A 23,066-nucleotide genomic window follows, 5' to 3' on the forward strand; every position below is an offset into this window, starting at 1 on the left:
CTCGTCTATTCCGGAGCGTCGGCTTTTGCCAGCGGATTTGGGTGTCGCAGCGTTCTTCCGCTTGTATCCAGGCGTGTTCCGGATAAAGTGCCGCAGAATTTCCAAGGCGGCACGCCGCCCTCTTCCAAGACCAGACGGACGGAAACCATGGCATCGCATAAAGACGTGAAAAAGGTCGTTCTCGCCTATTCGGGCGGTCTCGACACCTCGATCATCCTGAAGTGGCTGCAGACCGAACTCGGCGCCGAAGTTGTGACGTTTACGGCAGACCTCGGCCAGGGCGAAGAACTGGAGCCGGCGCGCAAGAAGGCCGAGATGCTCGGCATCAAGGAAATCTACATCGAGGATGTGCGCGAAGAGTTCGTGCGCGATTTCGTCTTCCCGATGTTTCGCGCCAACGCCGTCTATGAGGGCGTCTACCTGCTCGGCACCTCCATCGCGCGTCCGCTGATTTCCAAACACCTGATCGACATCGCCAAGAAGACCGGCGCTGACGCGATCGCCCACGGCGCCACCGGCAAGGGCAACGACCAGGTTCGCTTCGAGCTGTCGGCATACGCGCTCAACCCCGACATCAAGATCATCGCTCCATGGCGCGACTGGTCGTTCAAGAGCCGCACCGACCTGCTCGAATTCGCCGAGAAGCACCAGATCCCGGTCGCCAAGGACAAGAAGGGCGAGGCTCCCTTCTCTGTCGACGCCAACCTCTTGCACTCCTCCTCCGAGGGCAAGGTTCTGGAAGATCCGTCGCAGGAAGCCCCGGAATACGTGCACATGCGCACGATCTCGCCGGAAGCGGCTCCCGACAAGGCAACCGTCATCAAGGTCGGTTTCGAGCGCGGCGACGCCGTCTCGATCAACGGCGTGCGCCTTTCGCCGGCAAACCTGCTGGCAAAGCTCAACGACTACGGCCGCGACAATGGCATCGGCCGGCTCGACCTCGTCGAAAACCGCTTCGTCGGCATGAAGTCGCGCGGCGTCTACGAGACCCCCGGCGGCACCATCCTGCTGTCGGCACACCGCGCGATCGAATCGATCACGCTCGACCGTGGCGCCGCCCACCTCAAGGACGAGCTGATGCCGCGCTACGCCGAGCTGATCTATTACGGCTTCTGGTTCTCGCCGGAGCGCGAGATGCTGCAGGCGGCGATCGACAGGAGCCAGGAGCATGTCGAAGGCGAAGTGACGCTGAAGCTCTACAAGGGCAATGTCATGGTCACCGGCCGCGAAAGCCCGAAGTCGCTCTATTCCGACAAGCTGGTCACCTTCGAAGACGACCAGGGCGCCTACGACCAGAAGGATGCTGCCGGCTTCATCAAGCTGAATGCGCTGCGCCTGCGCACGCTGGCTGCACGCAACCGTTAAAAGCGGCAAGCACCTGACAAGAAAAAGCCTCCGCGACCCGGGTCGCGGAGGCTTTTTCGTTTCGTCTTATTCAGCCGCTTCCGGCAGGGGCTGCGTGCCATCGACTGGCGCCGCCAATGGCGTCAGGCGAACGGTGCGGCGATACCAGAGATAGCTGAACACGCAGAGAAGGCCGAAGCTCGGAATGATCGTGCCGAGCGCCAGCACCGGCACGCCGACAACGGCCGCCAAGGCGCCGCCGAGAAGGCCGGCGCCCATCTGGATGAAGCCCATCATCGCCGACGCCGTACCGGCGATATGCGGGAAAGGCGCCATGGCCGCCGTCATCATGTAGGGCATGACGAAGGCGATGCCGAAGGCGTAGACGCCGACCGGCGCCATCACCGCCAGGAAGCTCGGTTCGAGCGCGTGCATGGTGTAGGCGAGCGCCACACTGCCGAGCGCGATGAAACAAAGACCGACCGGCACCAGCGCCTGCGGCGTGAACCGCCGCATTAACAGCCGCACCGTGACCGTGCCCGAGAAGAAGAAACCGGATTGCATCAGCATGCCGACGCCGAATTCGGTCGGCGTCAGCCCGACCGTGCCGATCAGGACGAAGGGCAGCATCGTCGCTTGGGCGTAGAGCGCGCCGACGGCGCCGGCAATCACCAGGGTCGAGGAGACGAAGCGGGTATCTGTCAGAAGCTCGCGATAGGCGGCAAGGATCGGCCGCAGATGGCCCTTGGCCGGATCGGGCGTCGCGGTTTCGGCCATGAAGAACTGCACGCAAACGCAGGCCATCAGCGCAAAGCCGACCATCAGGAAGAAGATAGACTGCCAGCCGAAGAGGCCAAGCGCCAGGCCGCCGAGCGTCGGCGACACCGCCGGCCCGATGGCCAGCATCATGCCGATCATGTTCATGATCCGCGCCGCCTGAAGGCCGGTGAACTGGTCGCGCACGATGGCGCGCGCAACCGTCATGCCGACGGAGGCGCCGATGCCCTGCACCAGGCGCCCGGCGAGCAGGACCGCGACCGATGGGGCAAAGGCTGCCATCAGGCTGCCGGCGAGGTAGATGGTCATGAAGATCAGCGTCGTGCGCCGGCGGCCGATGACGTCGGAGAGCGTGCCCGAAACCAGCTGTGCGAAGGCGAAGCCTGCGAAGTAGAGCGACAGCGTCATCTTGATCGCCGCCTCGCTGGAGGAGAAGGCGCGGACCAGTTCGGGCATTGCCGGTGTATAGAGCGCCATGGAAACGGGGCCGAGCGCGACAAGGAAGGCGCCGATGATGCTGGTGCGCCGTTCGCTCATGCGGCGCGTCATGGCTTTGCACCCTTCTCCTTGCCGGCGACGCACGGATCGAGGCCGCGCAAATTTTCGCGCAGGATACGCAGGTTGGCGCAGAGCATGTCGCGCGTCGCCTCGTCGAGCCCTTCCGTATAGGCATTCATCATCTCGCGCAGCCCCGCCATCAGCTCGGCGAGCAGCGGATCGGCCTTGTCGGTGATGACGACGTTCTTGGCGCGGCGGTCGGCCGGGTCGGGCAGACGGGCAACCAGCTCCATCGCCTCCAGCCGGTCGAGATAGGCCGACAGCGTCATCGGCTCGATGCCCATGCGCGTGGCGATTTCCGCCTGCTTGATGCCCTCGGTCAGCGCCACCTGGATCAGCGTGCGCGCTTCACCGGGCGTGATGCCGAGATCCATGGCGTTGACCTTGCGGTCAAAAGCGCCACGCAGAAGGCGGGAGACATCGGTCAGCAACATGCCGATGGTTTCGGATTCGAGTTTTGTCGGCATCAGGATCGTTCACGAGAGATATAATAAGTTTTCCTTATCATACCCCTTGCCAACTTTCAACGCGGGAGCGGCGAGGCTCAGCCCTCGAGCTCCTCGCGCAGCATCTCCAGTTCCAGCCATTCCTCTTCCATGCGGGCGAGATCGCCGCGAAGCTTTTCCAGCTCCTTCGCCAGTTTCGCAAACGTATTCGGGTCCTTGGCAAAGAGGTTGGGGTCGGCCATCCGCTCCTCGCGCTTGGCTGCCTCCGCCTCCGCCTTGGCGATTTCCTTCGGCAGGTTTTCGAGTGCAAACTTCTGCTTGTAGGAGAGCTTGCCCTTGGCCTTCGGTGCCTCGGCTGCGGGGGCAGCGGCATCGGCCACCTTGGCCTTTTCCGCCTTCTCCGTCTTGCGCCGCTCTTCGATCGCGCCCTTGCGCTGCGCCATCATGTCGGTGTAGCCGCCGGCATATTCGATCCAGCGGCCGTCAGGCGCTTCGGGATTGGCCGGCGCGATGGTCGAGCTCACGGTGCGGTCGAGGAAGTCGCGGTCGTGGCTGACGAGGATGACGGTTCCGGCAAAGCCGGCGACGACCTCCTGAAGCAAGTCCAGCGTCTCGATGTCGAGATCGTTGGTCGGCTCGTCGAGGATCAGCAGGTTGGTGGCGCGGGCGAGAATGCGTGCCAGCATCAGCCGGGCGCGCTCACCGCCCGACAGTTCGCGGATCGGGGTGCGCGCCTGCTCCGGCTGGAACAGGAAGTCCTTCATGTAGCCGGTGACATGGCGCTGCTCGCCGTTGACAATCAGGCTCTCGCCCCGGCCGTCGGTCAGGTAGTGGGCCAGCGTATCGTCGAGGTTGAGATCCTCGCGCTTCTGGTCGAGCGTCGCCATCTCAAGATTGGTGCCGAGTTTCACCGTGCCGGTATCCGGCTCGATCTGCCCGGTCAGCATCTTCAAAAGCGTCGTCTTGCCGGCACCGTTCGGGCCGACAAGGCCGATCCGGTCGCCACGGTGCACGCGAATGGAAAACGGCGCAACGATCGTCCGCTCGCCGTAAGCCTTGGTGATCTTCTCCGCCTCGATCACCAGCTTGCCCGATTCCTTGGCGTCGGAAGCCGCCGCCTGAACGGAGCCCTGCGGCCCCTTGTGGCCGCGATGGCGCGAGCGCATGTCCTGCAATTCGCCGAGACGACGCATGTTGCGCTTGCGCCGGGCGGTAACGCCGTAGCGCAGCCAATGCTCCTCGCGCTCGATCGCCTTGCCGAGCTTGTGCTGCTCCAGCTCTTCCGCCTCCAGCACCTCGTCGCGCCAGGCCTCGAAATGGCCGAAGCCGCGGTCGAGCCGGCGGGATTGGCCGCGATCGAGCCAGACCGTCGCGTTCGAGACCTTTTCGAGGAAGCGCCGGTCGTGCGAGATCAGCACCAGGGCCGAACGGCTGCGGGTCAGCTCGTCTTCGAGCCATTCGATCGTCGGCAGATCGAGATGGTTGGTCGGCTCGTCGAGCAGCAGGATATCCGGCTCCGGCGCCATCACCCGGGCAAGCGCTGCGCGGCGCGCCTCGCCGCCGGAAAGGCGTGCCGGGTCTTCTTCGCCGGTCAGACCCAGGTGCTGCAGTAGGTAAGCGACGCGATACGGGTCGTCGCTTGGGCCAAGGCCCGACTCGGCATAGGCCTGCACCGTGTCGTAGCCTTCGAAATCCGGTGCCTGGGGCAGGTAGCGAACGGTCGAGGACGGATGGCGGAAGACCTCGCCCGATTGCGCTTCGGCAAGACCGGCGGCGATCTTCATCAGCGTCGATTTGCCGGAACCGTTGCGCCCGACAAGGCAGATGCGATCCCCCGGCTCCACCTGCAGGTTGGCGCCGGCCAGAAGCGGCGTGCCACCGAAGGTCAGGAAGATATCGTCGAGTTTCAGAATGGGAGGCGCCAAGGCTCAGGCTCCGGAAAGGTCATAGGGGCGGGCGAGAACGATCGCCCGGCCGGTGTCGAGGGAAATGCGAAGGGGACCCTCCGCGACATTGGAAACGGTGCGCGAAGACCCGAACGGCAACGTGAAATCGGTGAGCGGATAACGCGCGTTGACGATCGTAAGCCCGATGAGATCGGTCAGTCCGAGGATCGAGAATAGGCTGCCCTTCGGCAGATCGATTTCGATCTCGCCTGCAAGCAGCGGATAGGCCTCCTCCTCACCCGAGGTCATGAACACCGGCAACCCACGTTCGGCCAGCGAAGCAGCCTGAAGCAGGTGCAGGAAGGCATGGTCGCTGCGTGATCCTCCGAGCGCGCCGGCAAAGATCAAGGCTTCGGCGCCACGCGACAGCGCCGCCTCGACAGCGATTTCGCCATCGGTCGCAGCCTTGGCGGCGGGATAGGGCTCGCGCGGGACATCGGCAAATTCCGCGAGCAGCGCCTCCTCGGTCGAATCGAAATCGCCCACCCAGACGTCGGGGGTCACGGATAGCACCCGCGCATGCCGCATGCCGCCATCGGCCGCAACGAAGCGGCTGCCTGCGAGCTGGCGCGCAAGGCGATCGGTCGGGGTCAGTGCACCGCCGAGCAGAATGGTGAAGGTGGATCGGGCCATGGCAAAGCCCATAGCGCAAAGGCACGGGCAAGGAAAAGCAAGAAAACCGAACAAGGGCGCGATCCGGCGATTTTGCGTCCTCGTTGTCAGTGATCTTCGGGCAAGGTATCGGGAAACAGCATCTCCGCATAGATCCCGGGGTTGGAATCGGGGATCTCGATGGCGCCGACCGTGCGTCGGTAGAATTCGGCCGGGCCGACGCCGCCGATGATGGCGTAACCGTAGCCTGCGTCACGCATCGCCGTCAGGCTCACGCGCAAGAGCGCCTCGCCGATCCCCGTCCGCGCATGGCCTCGTCGACGCCCGTCGGCCCGAAGAAACCGAGCGCTGTGACATCGTGGCAGGCAAAGCCGACGATCCGGTCCTCGAACACCGCGATGTGCATGCACGTCGGCGTCGATCTGAAGGCCGCCTCCGCCTCGCCCGCCCAGCCGGAGCCAAATGTCTGCTCGATCCAGGGAACAACAAGCTTCGTTCGGGTGCCATTGCGCGGTGAATGCCGATACCGTCAGCAAGCGGTGATCTCGCTTGTGCCGGCAGTGCATAAAGGCGAACGAGCATGTCAGTCATCGCAGGCTCCTTCGGCGTCTGCAAACTCTGCCGACGATTTTACCCCATGCGCCGCGGCGCGAAAATGCGGGGCGGGCGCTTTTGCCGTCCTCAAACTTCGCTTGCCATCAAACCGGCTCGGCGGTAAATCTCTACCCGCTCTAACGGGGTGCCTTCCGACCGCATGGCGGCCGAAGGCTGAGAGGCGTTGAACGCCAACCCGCGGAACCTGATCCGGCTCATACCGGCGGAGGGATTAGACGCGATCGGATCGATACGCCCTTTTCCCATGCAACATCATTTTTAGGGAGAGGTGCCTGCCATGTCCAATTCATCGCAACTCAAGGTTCTTAGCCGGCTAGCGCTTGCCGCGACGGCAGGACTTGTCTTCGCGGCCAATGCCGTTGCTGCCGACAAGACGCTGACCGTCTACACCTATGAAAGCTTCATCACCGAATGGGGGCCGGGTGCCAAGGTCGCCGAAGCTTTCGAGAAGACCTGCGAATGCAAGGTCACCTATGTCGGCGTCGCCGATGGCGTCGAGCTTCTGACCCGCCTCAAGTTCGAAGGCGCGGCCTCCAAGGCCGACATCGTGCTCGGCCTCGATACAAACCTCGTCGCCGAGGCCAAGGCCACCGGCTTCTTCGCGCCGCACGGCATCGAGCCTGCCAACGTCAAGGTACCCGGCGACTTCACCGACGACACCTTCCTTCCCTATGACTACGGCCATTTCGCCGTCGTCTACGACACCCAGACCTTGAAGACGCCGCCGAAGAGCCTGAAGGAACTGGTCGAAGGCGACGCCTCTCAGAAGATCGTCATCGAGGATCCGCGCACCTCGACGCCGGGCCTCGGTCTGCTTCTCTGGGTCAAGGCCGTCTATGGCGACGAAGCCGGCGCCGCCTGGGCCAAGCTCAAGGACAGGGTACTGACCGTAACGCCGGGCTGGTCGGAAGCCTATGGCCTCTTCACCAAGGGCGAAGCGCCGATGGTGCTTTCCTACACCACGTCGCCCGCCTACCACATGGTGGCGGAAAACACCGACCGCTACCAGGCGGCCGAATTCTCGGAAGGTCACTACATCCAGATCGAAGTTGCCGGCATGACCAAGAGCGCCAAGGAGCCGGAGCTTGCCAAGCAGTTTCTCGCCTTCATGACCGGCCCGGAGTTCCAGTCGATCATTCCGACGACCAACTGGATGATGCCGGTCGCGGCGACCAAGGAGCCGCTGCCGGAGGCTTTTAGCAAGCTGGTCAATCCGGAGAAGACTTTCCTGCTGCCGTCGGAAGAGGTGGCGGCGAACCGCAAGGCCTGGATCGACGAATGGCTGGCCGCCATTAGCAAGAACTGAGGCGCATTTGTTCGCGCCTGCCGAAAATCGCATCACGATGACCGCCGGGACTTTAAGTCTCGGCGGTATCCTGCTGTTTGTCGGCCTGGCGATTGCAGCCCTTTTGCTCCAGAGCGGTGACTTCGGCAACAGCGTGCTGTTCGATGCCTATATCTGGCGGGTAACGCGCTTCACCTTGCTGCAGGCGAGCCTTTCGACGCTGCTTTCCGTTGTTCTTGCCATCCCGATCGCACGGGCGCTTGCGCGCCGGCCGAGCTTTCCCGGCCGCGTCTGGGTTCTGCGGGTGATGGCCCTGCCGCTCGGCCTGCCCGTGCTTGTCGGCGCGCTCGGGCTGATCGAGATCTGGGGCCGGCAGGGCGCGCTCAACACCGCCCTCGCCGGCCTCGGGCTGCAGCAGCCGATCAGCATCTACGGCCTTTTCGGCATCCTGCTCGCCCACGTCTTCTTCAACATGCCGCTTATCGCACGTCTCTTTCTCGCCGGGCTCGAGCGCATCCCTTCGGAATACTGGAGAACCGCCGCCAATCTCGGCATGCCGCCAGCCGCACTCTTCCGCTTTGTCGAGTGGCCGGTCCTTCGGGGATTGCTGCCAGGTGCTGCCGGCCTCGTCTTCATGCTCTGCGCCACCAGCTTCACGCTGGTCCTGACGCTCGGCGGCGGGCCTGCCGCCAGCACCATCGAGGTCGCGATCTACCAGGCGCTGCGCTTCGATTTCGACCCGCCGCGGGCGATCGCCCTGTCCGCCCTACAGATCGTCATGACCGGAGCCCTGCTCCTGGCTCTAACGCGTGTCGCGACCGAACCTGCACAAAGCGCAACCGCGGGCAAAATCTCCAGACGCTATGATGCAGGAACCGGCCTCTCCCGGACGTCCGACGCCGGCTGGATCCTGTTCTCGCTGCTCTTCATCGGCGCACCGCTGATCGCCGTCGTCGGTTCCGGCCTGCGTGCGGATCTGGTGAAGCTTGCCGGCGACCCGACCGTGCATCGTGCTCTCGTCACCAGCATTGTCATCGCCGTCCTCTCGGCATTCTTTTGCGTCACCATGGCCGCCGCGATGATCCGCGCCGCCGGCATCGTCGTGGCGCGTCGCCACGCCCCGACCTTGGCCAGGGCATTTGCGGGCACTGTCACCGCCAGCACGTCGCTGGTGCTGCTGGTGCCGCCGGTCGTGCTCGGTGCGGGATGGTTTCTGCTCCTGCGCCCCTTCGGCGATGTCGCCCGTTTCGCCCCCGCCATCGTCGTCGCCATCAACGCATTGATGGCGCTGCCGTTCGTGCACCGGATCCTGGCACCGGCGATGGCAACACATGCCGCACGCACCGACCGACTGACAGCAAGCCTCGGCATCCGCGGCTTCCATCGCCTGCGATGGATCGACTTGCCGCCGCTCCGGAAACCGTTGCTGATGGCGTTCTCCTTCGCCATGGCGCTGTCGCTCGGCGACCTTGGTGCAGTGGCGCTGTTCGGTTCGCAGGACATGGTCACGCTTCCATGGCTGCTCTACAGCCGGATGGGCAGCTATCGCACCGCGGATGCAGCCGGTCTGGCGCTCTTCCTCGGCCTCATCTGCCTGATCTTCACCATGCTCGGCACGGCCGGCGACAGGCGAGTGCCGGAAGGACGAAACGCATGAATTCCCAGGCGGCGGTAGAACTTGTTGGCGTCGACGTTCGTTACGACACCACCGCACTGCACTTCGATTGCGCCATTCAGCCAGGTGGCATCGTCGCAGTTGCCGGGGCCTCCGGGTCGGGAAAGTCGACCCTCTTTCATGTCATCGCCGGTTTCGAGGAGCCGGACCGGGGCGAGGTTCGCATTCTCGGCAAGACGATGTCGGGACAGGCGCCGGCAGAACGACCCGTCTCCGTGATCTTTCAGGACAACAACCTGTTTGCACATCTCGACGTCGCGACCAATGTCGGCTTCGGCATCAGCCCCTCGCTTCGCCTGTCGGTCGCTGATCGCGCACGGATAGACGATGCCCTCGGCCGCGTCGGGCTCGACAGCTTCGGCAAGCGCCTGCCGCCGACGCTGTCCGGCGGCGAACGACAGCGTGTGGCGTTGGCGCGCGCCTTGGTGCGACATCGCCCGCTGCTGCTGCTGGATGAGCCTTTTGCCGCTCTCGATCCCGGCATGAGGGCCGGTATGCGGGCACTGCTGCAGGACCTGCATGATCAGGAAAACAACACGATCCTGATGATCACGCACCATCCCGATGACGTGAGGGCGCTGGCCGATAGCGTGCTTTTTCTGGACCAGGGGCGTATCATCGCCCATGACCCGGTCGAGCGCTTTCTCGAACGGCGCGATATGGCGTCCATCAACCGCTTTCTCGGCAACGCGTGATGCGACGTGGAATCTTGGAGCATTTCCAGGAAAAGTGCGAAGCGGTTTTCCGTCAGGAAATGCGTGGAAACAGGCAGATAGAGCGTTTCCGCGACGTCGTCTAAACCGGAAATGCTCTAGCGCGCGTGGTACTCCGCCACAATTTGACCGCCGCGCCATGCGACGCGCGGATTGTCCGGCCGGAGCGTCACGAATATTCGCGTATCCGTTGCCGTGATACCACGGGGCAACTATTTCTACCGGGGTAAACTAGGCAGGTGGCGCTGAAATCAGATACAGCAAGACCAGGGCTGGAATACTCTTGCCGGATCGGACGTATCCGGCTGAAAAAGTAAGACTTTCAACGCCGCCCGAGTCCCTGTTGTGGGGTGGCGTTGGACGGGAAACGGGCTGAGGCATGGAAAGTCATACAGTCAGAAACGACCGGTTCCCGCCCAAGCGCGGAGGCCTCCGGACACGTGCTGTGGTTGCATTGCTTGCGACGACGCTGCTTTCCGCCTGCCAGTCGGTGATCGAGCAGACCTACGAGCCGACCGTATCGCCGTCCTCCAATCCGCAGATCGTCGACGAAGTCCAGAAGAACGACCCCCGTGCCCAGCTCGGCGCGCGCGAACACCCGCGCATCGTCGCGAGCTACGGCGGGGAGTACAAGGACGCAAAGACGGAGCGGCTGGTCGCCCGCATCGCCGGCGCCCTGACGGCCGTCTCGGAAAACCCGCAGCAGTCCTACCGCATCACCATTCTCAATTCCCCGGCGATCAACGCCTTTGCGCTGCCCGGCGGCTATCTCTATGTCACCCGCGGCCTGCTTGCGCTTGCCAATGACGCGTCCGAGGTTGCGGCCGTGCTGTCGCATGAAATGGCGCACGTCACCGCCAACCATGGCATCGAGCGCCAGCAGCGCGAAGAGGCGGAAGTCATCGCCAGCCGCGTCGTCTCCGAGGTGCTGTCCTCGGATCTCGCCGGCAAGCAGGCACTGGCGCGCGGCAAGCTGCGTCTGGCCGCCTTCTCCCGCAACCAGGAGCTCCAGGCTGACGTCATCGGCGTGCGCATGCTGGGCGAGGCCGGTTACGACCCCTATGCGGCGGCACGCTTCCTCGATTCCATGGCCGCCTACAGCCGCTTCTCCGCGGTCGATCCGGAAGCAGACCAGAGCCTCGACTTCCTATCGAGCCACCCGAATGCCCCGCAGCGCGTCGATCTCGCGCGCCGGCACGCGCGCGCGTTTGGCGCCGAGGGCACCAGCGGCGACCGCGGGCGCGACTATTATCTCGCCGGCATCGACGGCCTGCTCTATGGCGACAGCCCGCAGGAAGGCTATGTCCGCGGCCAGACCTTCATGCATGGCCAGCTCGGCATTCGTTTCGACGTGCCGACCGGCTTCCAGATCGACAACAAGGCAGAAGCGGTCCTGGCAACCGGCCCCGGCGACGTGGCGATCCGTTTCGACGGCATCGCCGATACGGCCCGCAAGAGCCTGACGGATTACATCGCCAGCGGCTGGGTGACCGGCCTGCAGCCCGATACCATCCGTCCGATCAGCGTCAACGGTCTTGAGGCCGCAACGGCCCGCGCGTCTGCCGATCGCTGGGACTTCGACGTCACGGTCGTGCGCATCGACAACCGCATCTACCGCTTCCTGACTGCCGTTCCAAAAGGGTCGCGCGCGCTGGAGCCGACGGCAAACCAGCTGCGCGCAACGTTCCGCAAGATGACGCCGGCCGAAGCACAGTCGCTGAAGCCGCTGCGCATCCGCGTCGCCGTGGTCAAGCCCGGAGAGACGATCGCCATGCTGTCGGCCCGGATGATGGGTACCGACCGCAAGCTCGATCTGTTCCGGCTGATCAACGCCATGCAGGTGACCTCGACCATCAAGCCGGGCGACCGGGTGAAGATCATTTCCGAATAAACGCCAACGGCGCCGCACCATTCAGTCCGACGCCGTCTTATGTCTTCGTGTCAAAGATGCGAAATCGCTTGCCGTGCCCGACGCGCGTTTGACGCGTTGAGGTTTCCGGCGCGAACGTGCAACTGCGTCATCACGTGTTCACCCGTCCTATGGACGGGATGGCCACCCACTGCATGTTTCCTTAAATCCTATTCGATTTAAGGATAAAAACATGCAGCAATTCAAAGTGCTACAGCGACCTTAGCGCGTCTAATAAGACGCGCGGCGCTGTAGGCACGTCTCCCGAAAATGCTTCAGTGCACGACCGATGTCAGCGCCGGAGCCTTGGTTGCCAGCGCCGCCCTGAGCTTTTCAAGCGCCCGCGTCTCGATCTGGCGGACCCGCTCCTTGGAGATGCCGAGGTCGAGCCCGAGCTCCTCCAGCGTTGCGCCTTCCTCTGACAGACGTCGTGCGCGGATGATCCGCATCTCGCGCTCGGTCAGCGCACCCATGGCGTCGTGCAGCCAGATGCGGGCACGCTCGCCGTCGATCATGTCGCTCACCTGTTCGTCAGGCAGCGGCGCGTCGCTTGCGAGAAAGTCGAGGCGCTCTCCCCCATCGGAATCCGCCCCACCGACCGGTGCCTGCAGCGAGGTGTCGCTGCCGGAAAGGCGGGCATCCATGGTCTGGACGTCGGCAATGCTGACCCCGAGTGCGGCGGCAATTTCCTCATGCATAGCCTGCGATGTGAGCTGACGATCGCCTTGGGCAAGCCGCGCGCGCAGCCGGCGAAGATTGAAGAACAGCGCCTTCTGCGCCGAACTGGTGCCGCCACGAACGATCGACCAATTGCGCAGAACGTAGTCCTGCATCGAGGCACGGATCCACCAGGTCGCGTAGGTCGAGAAGCGCACTTCACGGCTGGGCTCGAAGCGCGCGGCGGCTTCGAGCAGGCCTATATGCCCCTCCTGAACGAGATCGCCCATCGGCAGGCCGAAATTGCGGAATTTTGCCGCCATGGAAATGACCAGCCGCATATGCGACATGGCGATCTTGTTGCGGGCGTCCTGATCGTGATCGTTTCGCCAGGCCGTGGCCAGGGCGTGTTCTTCTTCACGCTCGAGATAAGGCGCCTCCATCGCAATCTTGATCATGCGCCTGTCTGCTGTGAGAGTCCTCATCGATCGCTCCATGGCGGGCGCCTGGACGCCGCTAACGGGTGAAGTCCAAGGGCCGGACGGAAGGACCCGACCGACGCCGACGGCGGCTGGTGCGACGACACCGAAGCTTGAAGAACCGGTGCAGCGCCCTACTTCCAAACTACGAAGCTGAATTCTGACAGAAGATCAGAGCACCCAGATCGCCCCGGCAGGAAGGCGGCGCATCCCTGCCGGCTTTGATAAATGCGCGCCGGCGAGAAAAGTTCCCTCGCCCCGACGAAAAAGCTGCAAGCAGGAATGGTGCAAACGAAAAAGCCCGGCGCGATGGCCGGGCTTTGTCTTGTCGTGATGGTATGGGACTGGCGCTCTTTAAGCTGCCTCGTCCTGGGCGTCGTCTTCTTCGATCGCCTTGCCGCGCTTCGGACCCTTGTTAAGATTGGCTTCGACCAGGCGAACAGCCTCGGTCTCGGACATCTTGTTCACGGCCGCGATTTCGCGCGCCATGCGGTCGAGGGCAGCTTCATAGAGCTGGCGTTCGGAATAGGACTGCTCCGGCTGGTTTTCTGCGCGGTAGAGGTCGCGCACGACTTCTGCGATCGAGATCAGATCGCCGGAATTGATCTTGGCATCGTATTCCTGTGCGCGGCGCGACCACATGGTCCGCTTGACGCGAGCCTTGCCCTGCACAACCTTCAACGCGCGATCGACGAAATCGGTCTCCGAGAGCTTGCGCATGCCGATGCTGACGGCCTTGGCGACCGGCACCTTCAGGCGCATCTTGTCCTTTTCGAAATCGATGACAAAAAGCTCAAGCTTCATGCCGGCAACTTCCTGCTCCTCGATAGCGACGATCTGTCCGACGCCATGGGCCGGATAGACAATCGATTCACCGGTCTTGAAGCCGTGGCGTGTCGAAGATTTTTTCTGCTGGGTCGTCATTCGTTTCAAAAACTCCCTGTTTCGCACCCGGCCATTCTTGGCCGGGGCCGGGTCAGTGAGGCCCGGGATAGACGGGGATACCGCCGGGTGGGTCCATCCTGGTCCGTCCAAAGGAACCCAAACAATCCCATCAAACGCGGTCACAATAGAGAGACGCAACGGTGCGTATCTGGAAAAACCGCGCTGTGGAGATCGTTTGCTTTCGTGAGGTTTTCGGGCGCGCAAAAACACCCTCTGTGGATCAGTAGAAGGACCCTATCACAAAAAACTGCGGAAATCAATAATTTGCTGCATGGCAGCCATCAAGCCGCCATTCTCGCAGATGCGAGGGCGGAGCCTGATTTTCCCCAGATTTGACGCCGGGGTCATTATCGTCTCGCCAGCCTCGGCGCACGGACCGAGGCCGAGCGCCTCAGTCGCCCTGGCCGGGTTCGGCAGAGAAGTACTTCTCGTACTTGCCTTCGACCCCGTCCATTTCCTTGGCTTCCGGCATCGCGTCGCGCTTGATGGTGACGTTCGGCCACTTGGTGGCAAAATCAGCGTTCACTTTCAACCACATATCGAGGCCCGGCTCGGTGTCTGGCTTGATGGCCTCGGCAGGACATTCCGGCTCGCAGACGCCGCAATCGATGCATTCATCGGGATGAATGACGAGAAAATTCTCGCCTTCGTAGAAGCAGTCCACCGGGCAGACTTCAACGCAATCCATGTACTTGCAGCGAATGCAATTGTCGGTCACGACATACGTCATGAGGTACTCCAGCCAATGCTCACGTTTGATGGCGGACCGCAATCAATGGTGATGCTCATGTCCGCGCATGCTAGGAATGTCCGGCGCGCATAGCTGCCGAAGCAAGACCGATGCACTCAACGTGGGTTGTCAGGTAAAGGCTTTATGGACCCTTTGCAAGAATATTCAATGCGCAAAACGCCGCGCTGAAGGCAGAGTTTTCTAATCGTCGAGCGGATTGAAACCGGGCTTCAACCGGTCGGTTTCGCGCCGCTCTTTCTTGGTGGGTCGCCCCGCCCCCGGCTCACGCGTCGCGAGGTCAAAAGCCGAGAGCTTTTCCCGCGGCTCCGCCGGCGTCAGGTCCTCGTAGAGCAGCCGCGCCTCATCGAAAGGGCCGCGTCGTTCGCCGGGCAGAAGCACACGCACGATCACGTCGCGCCGCTCGAGCGACACAGCGAGCACATCGCCCGCCTTCACCTGGAAGGAGGACTGCTTGACCCGTTCGTCATTGACAGTGACGTGCCCCGCCTCGATCGCCTTTTGGGCGAGCGAGCGGGACTTCAACAGGCGCGTGAAGAACAGCCATTTGTCGAGACGCTGGCGCGATGCCGGGTTGGACGCAGACTGTTTCTCCATGGCGTTCCTACTTCTTCATCTGCTCCTTGAGAGCGGCAAGCTTGGCAAAGGGCGAATCCGGATCGATCGGCTTCTCCTTGCGCGGCGGGCGCGCCTCGAACTTGGCCGCGTTCGGCTTGCCGCCGCGATCGTGACGATCATGGCGATCCTGCCGCTGGCCACCCTCGGGCTTGCCGTCGTGCCGCTTGCCGCGGGCCGGTGCGCCGGCCTTGCGGCCGCCTTCGCGTCCCTCGCCCTGGCCTTGGCCTTGCCCCTGGCGCGGACCGCCACGGCGCTGATCGCCCTGGTGACGGCCACCCTGGCGCTGATTGTCCTGGCGGGTGCCCGGACGCCAGAGGAGAACCGGCTTGGCTTCGGCAGCCTCGGCACCCTCTTCCGCGGTTGCCTGGGGAGCGGCAGCTTCGCCTTCGGCAGTCGCCGGCTCGACGGAGGCAGGTGCCTCGGTTTCAGCCGCCGGTTCGCCTTCACCGCTTGCATCCGCATCGTCGTGGTCGGCGGCAGCTTCCGTGGACGCCTCGGCCGGGGCTGCAGGCGCCACGCCCTGGCTTGCCAGGAACGCTGCGGCATCCTCGGCCTTCACGCTATCGGCGCGGTAGCCAAGCCCCTTGAGAATTTCTTCCATATCGTCAGGCGTTGCGCCGAGAATGGAGAGCATGGAGGTCGTCGCGGTGAAGCGACGGCCGTCATAGGCGCCTTCGGGACGCGGCTGCGCACCCGGCTTCCACTGCAGCAGCGGACGGATGAGATCCGCCAGACGCTCGAGGATGTCGATGCGAACGGCACGCTTGCCGAGGAAACGGAAGCCCGCGAGCTTGTAGAACGTCCGCTCAAACGAGGGATCGGTAACGACCGAGGTGCGGCCAGCGGCCAGCATCGGGATCAGATCGCCATAGCCAGCCTTGTCGAGGCCATCGTTCTTCAGCGCCCAGAGCAGCGTAATGAGCTCGGCCGGAGCCGGCTTCAACAGCGCGGGCAGGAAGATGTGATAGGCGCCGAAGCGGACGCCATACTTGCGGATCGAGGCGCGACCGTCCTGGTCGAGCGACTTCACCTCTTCGGCGACGTCGCGGCGGAACAGCACGCCGAGATTTTCGACGAGCTGGAATGCCAGCCCCTTGGCGAGGCCTTCGAGATCCTCGGCGCGCGAGATATCGTCAAGCGGTTTCAGCACCGTGCCGATATGATGGTTCACGAAACGCTCGATGCGGGCGACGACATGCTCGCGCGCATTGGCCTGCAGCTGCTCGTCGGCAAGCAGGATGACGCGCGGACGCATGACATGGTCGCTGGCCGCAAGCCGAGCCACGGGATCGCCGAGCCAACGCACCAGTCCGTCGGACGATAGCGCAAGGTCGCCATTGCCGGAGGCGTGCAGACGCGCCGCACGCGCTTCGAACTCGAGCGCCAGCGCCTTCTGCGCAGCACCCTGCACGGCCTTGGCATCCGGTCCGTCTCCGCCGGTCGCCAGCGTAAACCGGAAACCGGTTAGTTGTCCTACGTGATGGCCTTCAACGAAGACGTCACCATTCACACTGATTTCAGCTTCCAGCATAGCATTCTCTCTCAGGCGCTTCATGAGCACAGATGTCCTGCGATCAACAAAGCGTTTCGTCAACCGTTCATGTAGTGCGTCGGACAATCGATCTTCAATTTCCCGCGTCTTTTCTTGCCAGTGTGTCGGATCGGCAAGCCATCCGGGCCGGTTCGACACATAGGTCCAGGTTCTGATCTGCGCGATTCGCGCCGAAAGTGTGTCGATCTCACCATCGGTATAATCCGCCCGACGGACTTGCTCGGCCATGAAATCTTCGTTCACGGCGCCACGTCGGACAAGATCGGCGTAGATCGTGGAGATCAGATCGGCGTGTTGAGCCGGTGTAATGCGGCGATAATCCGGCAATGCACAGGCTTCCCACAATTTTTCGACCCGGTCCGGCGTCGTCGCCAGATCGGCCACTTCGGGATAGCGCGACAAATGTTCGAACGCCTGCTGATCCACCGCAGGTAGAGCGCGCGCAAGCCCCGGAATTGTCGGGGCGGCATCCAGGCTTCGCTTCAACGCGGCAAGCGACGCATAGTCAAACGCCTTGGAGCGCCATTGCAGCACCTTGAGCGGATCGAATTCATGTGACTCGATGCGATGCACCAGCTCGTTGTCGAACGGATCGACCCGGCCGGTGACGCCGAACGTGCCATCGCGCAGGTGCCGCCCGGCACGCCCGGCGATCTGCGCCAGTTCGGCCGGATTGAGGTTGCGGAACTGGTAGCCGTCGAACTTGCGGTCCTGTGCGAAGGCGACATGGTCGACGTCGAGGTTCAATCCCATGCCGATCGCATCGGTCGCCACCAGAAACTCGACGTCGCCTTCCTGATAGAGCGCGACCTGGGCATTGCGCGTGCGCGGCGACAGCGCCCCGAGCACGACGGCAGCGCCGCCGCGCTGACGGCGGATCAGCTCGGCAATCGCATAGACTTCGTCTGCCGAAAAGGCGACGATGGCCGAGCGATGCGGCAGGCGGGTGATTTTCTTCGACCCGGCATAGAGCAGCTGCGACATGCGCGGGCGTTCGACGACGGTGATGCCCGGCAACAATTGTTCGAGGATCGGCCGCATCGTCGCGGCCCCGAGCAGCAGCGTCTCGCCGCGGCCGCGCAGATAGAGCAGCCGGTCGGTGAAGATGTGACCACGCTCGAGATCGCCGGCGAGCTGCACTTCGTCGATCGCCACGAAGGACGCCGTCGTTTCGCGCGGCATCGCCTCGACCGTGCAGACCGAGTAGCGGGCGCGATGTGGGGTGATCTTTTCCTCGCCGGTGATCAGCGCAACGTTGTGATGGCCGACCTTTTCGACAACACGCGTATAGACCTCGCGCGCGAGCAGCCGCAGCGGCAGCCCGATGACGCCGCTATCGTGCGCGATCATGCGCTCGATCGCATAATGCGTCTTGCCGGTATTGGTTGGCCCGAGCACCGCGGTGACGCCGCGGCCGCTCAGGATCATGGGGTGAACGGACACGTCATCGATCCCGGGCATTCAAGAACATAAAAGGCGCCTTTACGCGCCGGCGGCAAACACATGCCCACGCACCGCGGCAAACGCAAGGGGCGCCGGCAACTAAAACCATTTCCCGGCAAACCAGCGCCTGCCCGCACCACCATATCTGGACGTGCGAAATTAAGGTTCGGAACAGCCACGGAACGAATCGGCGACGAATCGCTGACTCCACTCGATTCACTGTATGTTCACGGCTACATATAGATTGCAACTGCCAATATTGCACCACATGCTGAATCAGGTCTCTGGCAGCGCGTGCGCCGTGCACCCCGAGCGTTAATCTGGGTTGCCGAAGCATTAAAGGTGGCAAAGGATTCGGAATCCAAGACTCTGGAAAGTTTAGGAAATTTTAACCGAAGAATCAGGCTGATTCGCCGGAATCAGGGAATGGGAATCGCTGCGTTAACACATCGACCAAAGCCGGAACGAATCGACGACGAATCACAGACATCACTGCGTTCCACATTCGTTCTCCACAACATATGGTATGTCGACGCACGGCAAACAACAGGCCAGAAACCGGCTTTCTCCAACTTGCGGACAGATTCCGGTGCGCCATTAACCTTCTGTCTTTGAACCGAGCAGGCAATAAAAATGAAACGGCGCCCCAAACGGAGCGCCGTCGAAAGTGCGGGCGATAACAGGATCAGACGAAGAACTGTCCGCCATTGGCGGAGATCGTCGACCCCGTGATGAAGCCGGCATCGTCGGATGCGAGGAAAACCACGCAGCGGGCAATCTCCTCCGGCTCGCCCAGACGACCGACCGGGATCTGCGGAATGATCCGCTCGTTGAGAACCTTTTCCGGTATCGCCCGCACCATCTCCGTGCCGATGTAGCCCGGGCAGATGGCATTGACAGTGATGCCTTTGGCAGCCCCTTCCTGGGAGAGTGCCTTGGTGAAGCCGAGATCACCGGCCTTGGCGGCCGAGTAGTTCGCCTGCCCCATCTGGCCCTTCTGGCCGTTGATCGACGAAATGTTGATCACCCGCCCGAAGCTGCGGTCCCGCATGCCGGTCCAGACCGGATGGGTCATGTTGAACAGGCCGGTCAGGTTGGTGTTGATCACCTCGCCCCATTGCTCCGGGGTCATCTTGTGGAACATGGCATCACGGGTGATGCCGGCATTGTTGACAAGCACTTCGATCGGCCCAAGGTCGGCCTCGACCTTGGCAATGCCGTCGACGCAGGACTGATAGTTGGAGACATCCCACTTGTAGACCGGGATGCCGGTTTCCTCCTTGAACGCCTGCGCCTTCTCGTCATTGCCGGCGTAGTTGGCAGCAACCTTGTATCCTGCATTCTTCAGCGCGATGGAAATCGCGGCGCCAATGCCGCGTGACCCGCCCGTAACCAATGCTACCCTGCTCATGCTCGCCTCCCACTTGATTAATTCAGTTTATCAAAGGCCTTCTTCATCAATTTTTCGCCCATATGCTGCCCGTAGATCCTGGCCGCAGCCTGAAATTGCGGATCAGCGAGCATGGACATTCCGACCTCGCACTTGGTCAGCGCGAGGTTCATCAACAGACTGCTCATCTGGACGACGTAGGATTTGACACTGCCGCTGTCGTCGTTGAGGGCAGCGATCATCAGGTTCTTGAAAACGGTCTCGTCATCGACAGTCGTGTGGTCCAGCATGCACTGGACCACTTTTGCCTGTTCGAACGGCGGAGATGTCGCATGACCCTGGTTCGCCGACGAAGCGACAAACAGGACCGAAAAGATCAACCCGCTGACATGACGCATGCGGTCGGGCCGGTCAGAGACGCTCGACGCACATGGCGACGCCCATGCCGCCACCGATGCACAAGGTCACAAGGCCCTTGGAAACGCCGCGGCGCTTCATTTCGAACAGCAGCGTGTTGAGAACGCGGGCGCCGGACGCGCCGATCGGATGTCCGATCGCAATCGCGCCGCCATTGACGTTGACGATCGACGGATCCCAGCCGAGGTCCTTGTTGACCGCGCAGGCCTGTGCCGCGAAGGCCTCGTTGGCTTCGACGAGTTCGACATCACCGATCGCCCAGCCGGCCTTCTCCAGCGCCTTGCGCGATGCCGGGATCGGGCCTGTGCCCATCACCTGCGGATCGACGCCGGCCGTGGCCCAGGAAACGATGCGCGCGAGCGGCTGAATGCCGCGCTTGGCGGCCTCTGCCTCGGTCATCAGCAGGGTGGCGGCGGCACCGTCATTGAGGCCGGATGCGTTGCCGGCGGTCACGGTTCCCTCCTTGTCGAAGGCCGGACGCAGCTTGGTCATCTGGTCGATGGTCGCGCCATGGCGGATATATTCGTCCTGATCGACGATGACGTCACCCTTGCGGCCCTTGACGACGAACGGAACGATCTCGTCAGCGAAGCGGCCCGCCTTCTGCGCGGCCTCGGCCTTATTCTGCGACGCCAGCGCAAACTGATCCTGCTCCTCGCGGGTCAGCTGCCACTGACGGGCGACATTCTCCGCGGTGATACCCATGTGGTAGCCGTAGAAGGCGTCCGTCAGGCCATCCTTGATCATCGTGTCGATCATCTTGAAGTCGCCCATCTTCACGCCGCCACGCAGGTGCGAGCAATGCGGTGCCATCGACATCGACTCCATGCCGCCGGCAATGATGATTTCTGCATCGCCGGATGCGATCTGCTGCATGCCGAGCGCGACTGCGCGCAGGCCCGAGCCGCAAAGCTGGTTCATGCCCCAGGCGGTCTTTTCTGGCGGAATGCCCGCCTTCATCGCGGCCTGGCGCGCCGGGTTCTGGCCTTCGCCTGCCTGCAGCACCTGCCCGAGGATCACTTCATCGACCTCGTTCGCCTCGACGCCGGCGCGTTCGAGTACCGCCTTGATGACGGCGGCGCCAAGCTCGTGGGCCGGTGTGTTGCCGAAGGCACCGTTGAAGGATCCGACGGCGGTACGTGCCGCGCTGGCGATCACGATGGAGGGATTGCTCATGGGGGACGTTTCCTCAGATTTTCTTGCGTGACGACAGCAGACTGGCAAAGCGCGGGGCGCAAGTCAAACGCCTTGATGCACTGCCGCAAAACCGTCATCCCCTGCCGACCGCGAGATTTCGCACTTGCGTCGCCGCATCGCACAAAGACATTGTCAGCGGCATTCGTTTGCGGATACTCTGAAAAGTAGAAAAAGACGGACCGCGGGTAATGAGGAGAGCCTGATGGCGAAGAACGACGGCCAGATCGTAATCAAGAAATATGCGAACCGGCGGCTCTACAACACCGGGACCAGCACCTACGTCACGCTCGACGACCTGGCCGTGATGGTGAAGAAGGGCGAGGAGTTTACCGTACAGGACGCCAAATCAGGCGAAGACATTACCCATTCGGTTCTGACGCAGATCATCTTCGAGCAGGAATCCAAGACCGGCAACACGCTGCTGCCGATTTCGTTCCTGCGCCAGCTGATTTCCTTCTACGGCGACCAGATGCAGATGGTCGTGCCGAGCTATCTCGAGCACTCGATGCAGGCCTTCACCGAGCAGCAGGTGCAGATGCGGGAGCAGATCAACAAGGCCTTCGGCGACACGCCGCTCGGCAAGAACCTGCAGGCGCCGCTGCAACTGGTCGAGGAGCAGGTTCGGCGCAACACAGAGATGTTCCATCAGGCGATGCAGATGTTTTCGCCGTTCATCGCCTCGCCTCCGGTCAAGGAGACCAAGAAGGCGGAAGCCAAGGATATCGACGAGTTGAAGGAGCAATTGCGCGCCCTTCAGACCAAGCTCGACAATCTCGGCTGAGCGTATCGCGACGGCGCCGCGGTCCTCATCGGCACGCGGCGATGTGAGCGTTCTTCTTCAGTCCGCTTCAAAGACCGATTGAAACGTCCCGGCCGGCCGATCGCATCGACACGGAGAAGCCGGCGATGACGTCGATGAAGCTGATCGTCATCAGGATGAAGAAGATTTGTGTGGCCGCCGGGGCGACCAGTAGGAACTCGACCAGGAACGCGATGAAGAGCACCATCGACAACAGATGGTCCATCAGCGCCCGCGTGCCGGTGCGGGTCGCCTTGAGAATTTCCACGAAAAGCAGAAGCAAGGCCACGACGATCAGGAGATCGCCGAAGCTCATGGCCCATGTCGCGCCGGACAGCATGGACAGCGACATCACGCCGGCACCGAGGCCAGCCGTGCCGCCGAAAAGGCCGAGCATGGCAAGGTTGTAGATGGCAAAGGGCAGGATCAGCAATGGAATGGCGGCAAGCATGAACAAATGCGCTCCCTCTTCAATGAGTGATCGCTACATGCGCCACGTGACGCCAGAGATCACCACGCCGACTTAATACCAACCTCTCCGTCGAGAAGATGTCAGGCATGCAAAAGAAAAGGGCTGGCAAAGCCAGCCCTTTAACTCGGTCCGCCAATGTCAGCGCTTATGCGCTTTCCTTCGGGGTCAGAACCTGACGACCACGGTACATGCCGGTCTTCAGGTCGATGTGGTGCGGGCGACGCAGTTCACCGGAGTTCTTGTCTTCGATGTAGGTCGGCGTCTTGAGGGCGTCAGCAGAACGGCGCATGCCACGCTTGGACGGGCTCGTTTTTCTTTTAGGTACAGCCATTTCATTCTCCACTTATCGGGCAAAACACTGTTCAGCAGCCGAAATGGCCGTATAAAACAGATGTTAATCACGGAAATTTGGCGCGCTTATACATGGCGAACTGCCGCTTGACCAGTCCCCGAGCGCAATTTTTCGACT

General features: G+C 62.6%; 20 protein-coding genes, 1 pseudogene and 1 riboswitch. Of the genes and pseudogenes, 6 read left to right on the plus strand and 15 right to left on the minus strand.

Annotation, left to right across the window (positions count from 1 at the left end):
* Window positions 1-147 precede the first annotated feature (147 nt).
* Window positions 148-1,365: an argininosuccinate synthase gene (locus ASD02_RS34700; RefSeq protein WP_025425206.1), complete on the plus strand. Its 1,218-nt coding sequence runs from the start codon at window positions 148-150 to the stop codon at window positions 1,363-1,365.
* Window positions 1,366-1,431: 66 nt separating this feature from the next.
* On the opposite strand, the gene ASD02_RS34705 is transcribed toward ASD02_RS34700, so the two are convergent.
* The 5 genes and pseudogenes from ASD02_RS34705 to ASD02_RS34725 all read right to left on the minus strand — a co-directional run bounded on the left by ASD02_RS34705 (window position 1,432) and on the right by ASD02_RS34725 (window position 6,274).
* On the minus strand, window positions 1,432-2,670 hold the full coding sequence (locus ASD02_RS34705; RefSeq protein ID WP_025425207.1) for a multidrug effflux MFS transporter: 1,239 nt from the start codon (window positions 2,668-2,670) through the stop codon (window positions 1,432-1,434).
* Window positions 2,667-3,146: a MarR family transcriptional regulator gene (locus tag ASD02_RS34710; protein WP_025425208.1), complete on the minus strand. Its 480-nt coding sequence runs from the start codon at window positions 3,144-3,146 to the stop codon at window positions 2,667-2,669. The genes ASD02_RS34705 and ASD02_RS34710 overlap by 4 nt, the downstream gene beginning before the upstream one ends.
* 77 nt (window positions 3,147-3,223) lie before the next feature.
* Complete coding sequence (locus tag ASD02_RS34715; protein WP_025425209.1) at window positions 3,224-5,050, minus strand: ABC-F family ATP-binding cassette domain-containing protein; 1,827 nt, start codon at window positions 5,048-5,050, stop codon at window positions 3,224-3,226.
* A 3-nt stretch (window positions 5,051-5,053) separates the two neighbouring features.
* Window positions 5,054-5,704: a thiamine diphosphokinase gene (locus ASD02_RS34720; RefSeq protein ID WP_025425210.1), complete on the minus strand. Its 651-nt coding sequence runs from the start codon at window positions 5,702-5,704 to the stop codon at window positions 5,054-5,056.
* Between the two features lie 86 nt (window positions 5,705-5,790).
* Window positions 5,791-6,274: pseudogene (locus ASD02_RS34725) on the minus strand (GNAT family N-acetyltransferase).
* A gap of 134 nt (window positions 6,275-6,408) precedes the next feature.
* A riboswitch (TPP riboswitch) is annotated at window positions 6,409-6,526 on the plus strand.
* A 49-nt stretch (window positions 6,527-6,575) separates the two neighbouring features.
* Between ASD02_RS34725 and thiB the strand changes: the two are divergent.
* From thiB to ASD02_RS34745, 4 genes are all read left to right on the plus strand, one after another.
* Complete coding sequence (thiB, locus tag ASD02_RS34730) at window positions 6,576-7,604, plus strand: thiamine ABC transporter substrate binding subunit (protein ID WP_057221808.1); 1,029 nt, start codon at window positions 6,576-6,578, stop codon at window positions 7,602-7,604.
* 31 nt (window positions 7,605-7,635) lie between these two features.
* A complete protein-coding gene (thiP, locus tag ASD02_RS34735) occupies window positions 7,636-9,240 on the plus strand; it encodes a thiamine/thiamine pyrophosphate ABC transporter permease ThiP (RefSeq protein WP_025425212.1) in 1,605 nt (534 codons plus the stop codon).
* On the plus strand, window positions 9,237-9,953 hold the full coding sequence (locus tag ASD02_RS34740; protein WP_025425213.1) for an ATP-binding cassette domain-containing protein: 717 nt from the start codon (window positions 9,237-9,239) through the stop codon (window positions 9,951-9,953). Before thiP ends, ASD02_RS34740 begins: the two co-directional genes overlap by 4 nt.
* Before the next feature lie 397 nt (window positions 9,954-10,350).
* Window positions 10,351-11,862 carry a M48 family metalloprotease gene (locus ASD02_RS34745; protein ID WP_025425214.1) on the plus strand — a complete coding sequence of 504 codons (1,512 nt, stop codon included), beginning with the start codon at window positions 10,351-10,353 and terminating at the stop codon, window positions 11,860-11,862.
* A gap of 293 nt (window positions 11,863-12,155) precedes the next feature.
* On the opposite strand, the gene ASD02_RS34750 is transcribed toward ASD02_RS34745, so the two are convergent.
* The 8 genes from ASD02_RS34750 to ASD02_RS34785 all read right to left on the minus strand — a co-directional run bounded on the left by ASD02_RS34750 (window position 12,156) and on the right by ASD02_RS34785 (window position 21,305).
* Window positions 12,156-13,022, minus strand: coding sequence for an RNA polymerase factor sigma-32 (locus ASD02_RS34750; RefSeq protein WP_025425215.1), 867 nt, complete (start codon window positions 13,020-13,022; stop codon window positions 12,156-12,158).
* A 348-nt stretch (window positions 13,023-13,370) separates the two neighbouring features.
* On the minus strand, window positions 13,371-13,940 hold the full coding sequence (locus ASD02_RS34755) for a CarD family transcriptional regulator (RefSeq protein ID WP_025425216.1): 570 nt from the start codon (window positions 13,938-13,940) through the stop codon (window positions 13,371-13,373).
* A 412-nt stretch (window positions 13,941-14,352) separates the two neighbouring features.
* On the minus strand, window positions 14,353-14,691 hold the full coding sequence (gene fdxA / locus ASD02_RS34760; protein WP_025425217.1) for a ferredoxin FdxA: 339 nt from the start codon (window positions 14,689-14,691) through the stop codon (window positions 14,353-14,355).
* Window positions 14,692-14,892: 201 nt separating this feature from the next.
* Window positions 14,893-15,306: an RNA-binding S4 domain-containing protein gene (locus ASD02_RS34765; protein ID WP_057210875.1), complete on the minus strand. Its 414-nt coding sequence runs from the start codon at window positions 15,304-15,306 to the stop codon at window positions 14,893-14,895.
* A 7-nt stretch (window positions 15,307-15,313) separates the two neighbouring features.
* Entirely contained in the window at window positions 15,314-18,322 is a 3,009-nt protein-coding gene (locus ASD02_RS34770) for a DEAD/DEAH box helicase (protein ID WP_057221816.1), read from the minus strand.
* A gap of 685 nt (window positions 18,323-19,007) precedes the next feature.
* On the minus strand, window positions 19,008-19,733 hold the full coding sequence (locus ASD02_RS34775) for a beta-ketoacyl-ACP reductase (RefSeq protein WP_025425220.1): 726 nt from the start codon (window positions 19,731-19,733) through the stop codon (window positions 19,008-19,010).
* Window positions 19,734-19,750: 17 nt separating this feature from the next.
* Window positions 19,751-20,110: a hypothetical protein gene (locus ASD02_RS34780; RefSeq protein WP_025425221.1), complete on the minus strand. Its 360-nt coding sequence runs from the start codon at window positions 20,108-20,110 to the stop codon at window positions 19,751-19,753.
* Between the two features lie 13 nt (window positions 20,111-20,123).
* Entirely contained in the window at window positions 20,124-21,305 is a 1,182-nt protein-coding gene (locus tag ASD02_RS34785) for an acetyl-CoA C-acetyltransferase (protein WP_025425222.1), read from the minus strand.
* A 223-nt stretch (window positions 21,306-21,528) separates the two neighbouring features.
* On the opposite strand from ASD02_RS34785, the gene phaR reads away from it, so the two are divergent.
* Window positions 21,529-22,107, plus strand: a complete 579-nt coding sequence (gene phaR, locus ASD02_RS34790) for a polyhydroxyalkanoate synthesis repressor PhaR (protein ID WP_025425223.1) — start codon at window positions 21,529-21,531, stop codon at window positions 22,105-22,107.
* Window positions 22,108-22,174: 67 nt separating this feature from the next.
* Here the strand turns inward: phaR and ASD02_RS34795 are convergent, their stop codons facing one another.
* Both ASD02_RS34795 and rpmF read right to left on the minus strand, forming a co-directional pair.
* Window positions 22,175-22,576 carry a hypothetical protein gene (locus ASD02_RS34795; protein ID WP_025425224.1) on the minus strand — a complete coding sequence of 134 codons (402 nt, stop codon included), beginning with the start codon at window positions 22,574-22,576 and terminating at the stop codon, window positions 22,175-22,177.
* Window positions 22,577-22,742: 166 nt separating this feature from the next.
* Window positions 22,743-22,928 (minus strand): 50S ribosomal protein L32, encoded by a 186-nt coding sequence (gene rpmF / locus ASD02_RS34800; protein WP_025425225.1) that lies wholly within the window; start codon window positions 22,926-22,928, stop codon window positions 22,743-22,745.
* Window positions 22,929-23,066: the final 138 nt, after the last annotated feature.

The sequence above is a fragment of the Ensifer sp. Root1252 genome (assembly GCF_001425885.1).
In the GTDB taxonomy this organism is placed as follows: domain Bacteria; phylum Pseudomonadota; class Alphaproteobacteria; order Rhizobiales; family Rhizobiaceae; genus Ensifer; species Ensifer canadensis.